Origin of the sequence: Streptomyces apricus, from assembly GCF_008369065.1 — a bacterium.
In the GTDB taxonomy this organism is placed as follows: Bacteria; Actinomycetota; Actinomycetes; order Streptomycetales; family Streptomycetaceae; genus Streptomyces; species Streptomyces apricus.
Genome location: NZ_VDFC01000036.1, coordinates 21,191 through 25,992, shown reverse-complemented (window position 1 = coordinate 25,992; position 4,802 = coordinate 21,191). Strand labels below are relative to the sequence as shown.

Annotated in this window: 4 protein-coding genes and 1 pseudogene; 3 read left to right on the top strand and 2 right to left on the bottom strand. The window is 71.8% G+C overall.

Annotation, left to right across the window (positions count from 1 at the left end):
* Positions 1 to 812: pseudogene (locus tag FGF04_RS12460) on the bottom strand (beta-ketoacyl synthase N-terminal-like domain-containing protein); the annotation flags it as partial.
* Positions 813 to 864: 52 nt separating this feature from the next.
* Here FGF04_RS12460 and FGF04_RS12455 point away from each other — a divergent pair.
* The 3 genes from FGF04_RS12455 to FGF04_RS12445 all read left to right on the top strand — a co-directional run bounded on the left by FGF04_RS12455 (position 865) and on the right by FGF04_RS12445 (position 3,746).
* The gene (locus FGF04_RS12455) at positions 865 to 1,935 is read left to right on the top strand and encodes an ABC transporter substrate-binding protein (RefSeq protein WP_149511373.1); all 1,071 of its coding nucleotides are present in this window, start codon (positions 865 to 867) and stop codon (positions 1,933 to 1,935) included.
* Positions 1,936 to 2,000: 65 nt separating this feature from the next.
* Positions 2,001 to 2,966: a FecCD family ABC transporter permease gene (locus tag FGF04_RS12450; RefSeq protein ID WP_149511392.1), complete on the top strand. Its 966-nt coding sequence runs from the start codon at positions 2,001 to 2,003 to the stop codon at positions 2,964 to 2,966.
* A gap of 3 nt (positions 2,967 to 2,969) precedes the next feature.
* A complete protein-coding gene (locus tag FGF04_RS12445) occupies positions 2,970 to 3,746 on the top strand; it encodes an ABC transporter ATP-binding protein (protein ID WP_149511372.1) in 777 nt (258 codons plus the stop codon).
* Positions 3,747 to 3,772: 26 nt separating this feature from the next.
* On the opposite strand, the gene FGF04_RS12440 is transcribed toward FGF04_RS12445, so the two are convergent.
* Entirely contained in the window at positions 3,773 to 4,693 is a 921-nt protein-coding gene (locus tag FGF04_RS12440; RefSeq protein ID WP_149511371.1) for a squalene/phytoene synthase family protein, read from the bottom strand.
* Positions 4,694 to 4,802 lie beyond the last annotated feature (109 nt).

The window sequence follows — 4,802 nt, the reverse complement described above, 5'->3', positions numbered from 1 at the left end:
GGGGTGAGGTGGCCGTTGGTGCGGGCTTGGTGGATGACGCGTTGTTGGGCGGGGCCGTTGGGGGCGGTCAGGCCGTTGGAGGCGCCGTCCTGGTTTATGGCTGTTCCTCGGATGACGGCGAGTATCTGGTGGTTGTTGTTTCGTGCGTGTGAGAGTCGTTCGAGGACGAGGATGCCGGCGCCTTCGGACCAGGCGGTGCCGTCGGCGTGGTCGGAGAAGGATTTGCAGCGTCCGTCGGGGGCCAGGCCGTGTTGGCGGCTGAATTCGATGAAGGTGTCGGGGGTGGACATGATGGTGACGCCGCCGGCGAGGGCGAGGGTGCATTCGTTCTGCCGTAGGGCTTGGGTGGCCAGGTGGAGGCTGACCAGGGAGGAGGAGCAGGCGGTGTCGATGGTGAGGGCGGGGCCTTGGAGGCCGAGGGTGTAGGCGATGCGGCCGGAGATGATGCTGCCTGCGCCGGCTGCGGTGGGGTAGTCGTGATACATCACYCCCGCRAACACYCCCGTCGGSGTSCCCTTCAGGGATGCGGGCACGATCCGGGCACGCTCCAACGCCTCCCACGACACCTCCAACAGCARCCGCTGCTGCGGATCCAACTCCCGCGCCTCCCGCGGCGAGATCCCGAAGAACTCCGGATCGAAACCRGCCGCATCCTTAAGGAACCCRCCCTCRCGCACRTARCTCGTCCCCGGCCGCGACAACTSCGGGTCGWASARCCGCTCCAGATCCCAGCCCCGGTCCGCGGGAAACGGCCCCACCCCATCAACGCCCTCCGCCACCAGCCGCCAGAGGTCTTCGGGGGTGTTCACACCCCTGCGGCAGACCCCCTCAGCCGCCGGCACACCCCGTATGCAAGGAGCCCGCATGTCGATCAACCGGCCGGTCGCCACCGCCCTGGCCGCAGCCCTCTGTCTGCTCACGGCGGCATGCGGGGACGACTCCCCGGACGGCGGCGGAGCGGACGCGAGGAGGACGGCCGGAGCCGCGAACGCGAAGGGCGGCTACCCGGTGACGCTGGAGAACTGCGGCGAGGAGCTGACCTTCGAGAAGGCCCCGAGCCGGGTCGTCGTCATGAACGGTGCCTCCGTCGGCGAGGTCTCCACCCTCCTCGCCCTCGGCGTGCAGGACAGGATCGTCGCCAACCAGCAGAGCTACGGCATGTCCGAGGTGAAGGGCCGCGCCGCGGCCGTCAAGGCCTTGCCGACCGGTGGGGTGAAGCCCAACGACGCCTTCGACGTCCCCCGCGAGGCCATGCTGGGCCTGCGCCCCGACCTGGTGCTGTCCACCACCTCGTACGGCTTCGACGGCAAGAACGGCTTCGCCACCCGGGAGCAGCTGAAGGACGTCGCCGCGAACAGCTACATCTCCCCGGAGGGCTGCGGCCAGGACAACGCGGGGATGACCATCGCCGACAGCTACACCCTGCTGCGCGACATGGGCAAGATCTTCGACGTCGGCGCCCGGGCCGAGGAGCTGATCGCCGCCTCAAGGAAGAACATCGCGGCCGTCTCGGCGAAGGCGAAGGCGGAGCAGAAACGGGAGGGGAAGGGCGAGAGGGCACCGAAGGTGATGGTGCTGTTCTCCAACATGTCCATGGGCGGCAACGACTTCAGCTCGGTCGTCGCCAAGGGCATCTACAACGACATCCTCGCCCGGGCCGGCGGCTCGAACCCCTTCGAGGACGCCTCCGAGACCTCCTTCGCCGACCTGAGCAAGGAGAAGGTGGCCGCCACCGAGGTGGACGCCCTGGTCGTCGTCGCGTACAACGACCCGAACCCGACGGCCTACGCCGAGAAACTGCTCAAGGAGTTCCCCCAGTGGCCGGCAGCCAGGAACAACACGTACGTGACGCTGTCGGACTCGATGTACATCGGCCCCAGCAACGACCTCGCCGTGGAGAAGATCGCCAGGATGCTGCACCCCGGCGCCTTCTGAACGGGTCCGGTTCGCGGAGGGCCGCCCTCGCGCTGGCCCTGCTGCCCGTCGTGCTGATCGCCACGATGACCGTGGCGATCAGCGTCGGGGCGGTCACCGTCCCGGTCGGCGACGTGTGGGCGATCGTCCTGCACCACGTCACCGGCGCGGGAGCGCCCCCGGACGACGTCGCGCTGGACCAGATCGTGTGGCGGTTCCGCACCCCGCGCGTGGTCCTGGCCGCCCTGGTCGGCGCGGCCCTGGCCGTGTCGGGCGCGGTCCTGCAGACCGTGGTGTCCAACCCGCTCGCCGACCCCGTCGTACTGGGCTTCTCCTACGGCGCCACGCTCGGCGCGGTCCTGGTCATCACGCTCGGCGGCGGCGCCGCGCTGGCCGGGCTCGGGGTGTCGGCGGCGGCCTTCGTGGGTGCGGTGGTGGCGGGCGCGCTGGTGTTCGTACTCGGGCGGCGGCGCGGCCGGCTGGCGCCGACCCGGCTGGTGCTGGCAGGGGTCGCCGTCGGCTACGTCTTCCTCTCGATGACCAGTTTCGTCCAACTCCAGGCGACACCCACCGAGTTGCGTACGGTCATGTTCTGGATGCTGGGCAGCGTGGCCGGCGCCCGGTGGGACCAGGTGCCCACCGTCGCCGTGGTCGTCCTCGTCACCACCACGCTCCTGGCCCTCTTCGGACGGCGGCTCAACGTCCTGCTGGCGGGCGACGAGTCGGCCACCGCGCTGGGCGTCGACGTCAACCGGCTGCGGGCCGTGCTCCTGGTGCTCAGCGCCCTGCTGACCGGAACGGTCATCGCCGTCGCCGGGAGCATCGGCTTCGTCGGACTGATGATCCCGCACCTGGTCCGCCTCAGCACCGGCGCCGACCACCGCAGGCTGCTGCCGCTGACGGCCCTGCTCGGCGCGGTCCACCTGGTCCTCGTCGACCTGCTCTCCCGCACCCTCGACCGCCCCAACGAACTGCCGCTGGGCATCCTCACCGCCCTCCTGGGCGCCCCCTTCTTCCTGTGGCTGCTGCGCCACAACAAGGGCCTGGACTGACACATGAGACTCACCGTCGACCGCATCCGCATCACCCTGGACCGCACGCCGATCCTGCGCGACGTGAGCCTGGAGGCGCACAAGGGCCACATCGTGGGCCTCGTCGGCCCCAACGGCAGCGGCAAGTCGACCCTGTTGCGCGCGGTCTACCGCTCGCTGCGCCCGGCGGACGGAGCGGTGCGGGTGGGCGGCGACGACGTGTGGACGCTGTCCGCCCGCACCGCCGCCCGCCGCACCGCCGCGGTCCTCCAGGACGGCGGGGGCGACACCACCGGCCTGACCGTCGCCGACATCGTCGCCCTGGGACGTTCCCCCCACCACGGGCTGCTGGGCCGGGACGGCGCCGAGGACCGGCGCGCCGTGCAGGAGGCGATCGACCGCTGCGGCGTACGTCCCCACGTGGACCGGGACTACGCCTCGCTGTCCGGCGGTGAGCGCCAACGGGTGCTGCTGGCACGGGCGTTGGCGCAGGACGCCCAGCTCCTCGTGCTGGACGAACTCACCAACCACCTCGACATCCGCGCCCGGTTCGAACTGCTGGACCTGATCCGCGCCACCGGGATCACCACCCTGGCGGTCCTGCACGACCTGGACCTGGCCGTACGCCTCTGCGACCACCTGGTCGTCCTGCACGAGGGGGTCGTGGTGGCCGCGGGCCCGGTCCTGGAGGTGCTGACCCCGGAGGTCCTGCGGGACGTCTTCGGCGTACGGGCGCACACCGGGCGGCACACCGACGGCGTCGTCCGCATCACGTACGACGCCCGGCCGCTCGCCGGGTAGGACGCAGACCCCTCACGGGACGCGCCTCAGCCGACGGGCGTGCGGTCCGCGTCCTGTGACGGGGAGCCCTGGGCCAGCAGCCGCAGGCACCGCAGCGGACGGTCCCGGACCGGGCGGCGGGCCACCGAGGCGCCCCTGGCCGTCACCGTGTCCAGGCGCTGGTGGTGCAGGTCCAGGACGAAGCGCATCAGGCGGCGGTGTTCCGCGGGGCAGTGGTCCATGAGGACGTCCGCCTCCCGGAGCGTGGCGCGCGCGGTGGCGGCGGTGGCCGTGATCAGCGCGCGCACCCCGGGCAGGTCGCGGCCCTGTTCGAGGTCCTCGCGCGTCACCCCGTGCCGTTCGAGGTCGCTCGCGGGCAGGTACAGGCGCCCGTCGCGCAGGTCCTCGGACAGGTCGGTCAGGAAGTCCGTCCGCTGGGCCGCGTCGGCGAACAGCCGGCAGCCCGCCGCGAACTCGGCGCTGCCGCCGCCCTGGTGGGCCAGCCCCGTGGTGATCATCAGGAACGGCCAGGTGAGCCGCTCCACGTACCGCTGGTAGTCGTCCTCGGTGGCGAAGCCGGTGAAGTCCAGGTCGATCCGCGCCCCGTCCAGGTACGACTCGATCCACCGGTGCGGCAGTCCGCGGTCGGCCGCTGTGTGCAGGAACGCCCGCAGCAGCGGGTGCCCGGCGCCGCCCGAGGCCAGCGCCGTGCGCACCTGCGCGCTCCAGTCGTCGTAGCGCAGGACGCGTTCCTGGACCGTGCCGCGGTCGCAGAGGTCGTCGGTGTACGACGCGAACGCGTACCCGGCGAGCGCGTGCGGCTGGTGGGCCGCCGGCACCAGCAGGCGCACCGCGAGGTAGCCGGCGGGCTCCCGGCGGCGCATGAACCGCGCGACCTCCCCGTAGTCGCCGCGCAGCGCGCCCTGGCTCACCCCGGCCGCTTCCAGGCTCCTGCGCCAGGTCCGCACGTTCCACTCCCCGCGACGCCGTTCTTACCGGAGCGAAGAAGGCTATCAGCGGGGTGATCTTCGGCGGTCGGCAGGTCCGGGTGTCAGCGCCGCCTGCGCAGGGTGTACG